The 772-nt window shown below is 71.6% G+C and carries 1 protein-coding gene; it reads left to right on the top strand.

The genetic code is table 11. The annotated features are described in order from the left end of the window. Window positions 1-165: 165 nt before the first annotated feature. Window positions 166-772 (top strand): iron-containing redox enzyme family protein (locus G6026_RS15250; protein ID WP_182613674.1); only part of this gene is annotated, 607 nt, incomplete at its 3' end.

The following is a 772-nucleotide window of genomic DNA, read 5'->3' as shown; positions in this document are numbered from 1 at the left end:
TGAGCCGGCGAGCGTCGGGAGCAGCGGGAGCGCCAGCGGATCGAGTCCGAGAACTCCGAGGACTCCGGGAACTCCGGGGGCCCCGGGAACTCCGAGGACGACGCGAACGGCGCCGGGGGGACGTCCACGGTGGAGGATGACCGCCCGAGAGGGTAGACAAGTCACATGACAGCCGCCCCGACCCAGATCGCGTCCCCGGCCTCCGCCCCCGCCCTGCCCGTCGGCAGCGGGCCGCTCTCGGAGGCCGTGGTCACGGCGCTGGCGACGGGCCGGACCGATGGGCTCCCGGACGTCTCGGCGGACACAGATCCGATGGGTCGCGACCTCCAGCTCGCGCTCTACACGCTCTATGAGCTCCACTACCGGGGCTTCGCCGGCGTGGACTCCGACCTGGAGTGGGACCCCGAACTCCTGCGCCTCCGTCGCGCGCTGGAGACCCTGTTCCTCGATCATCTCCGGGGAGCGGTCGAGCCGGGTGACGATCCCGTGGCCGAGATGGACGCACTGTCCGTCGAGGCGACCTCCGGCACGGGCCCGTCCTGGTACTTCAAGGACGAGGGCACCTGGGACCAGCTGCGCGAGTACTTCGCCCACCGGTCGCTCTACCACCTGAAGGAGGGCGATCCCCACGCGTTCGCCATCCCGCGGCTGCAGGGGCAGGCCAAGGCCTCGTTCGTCGCCGTGGAGTTCGACGAGTTCGGCGGCGGGCGCGGAGAGCGGGTCCACCAGCAGCTCTGGGCCGATCTCATGCGGGCCGCCGATCTGGACCCCG

The organism is Dietzia sp. DQ11-38-2, assembly GCF_014145055.1.
Lineage (GTDB): Bacteria > Actinomycetota > Actinomycetes > Mycobacteriales > Mycobacteriaceae > Dietzia.
This window is presented reverse-complemented; position numbering and strand designations above follow the sequence as displayed.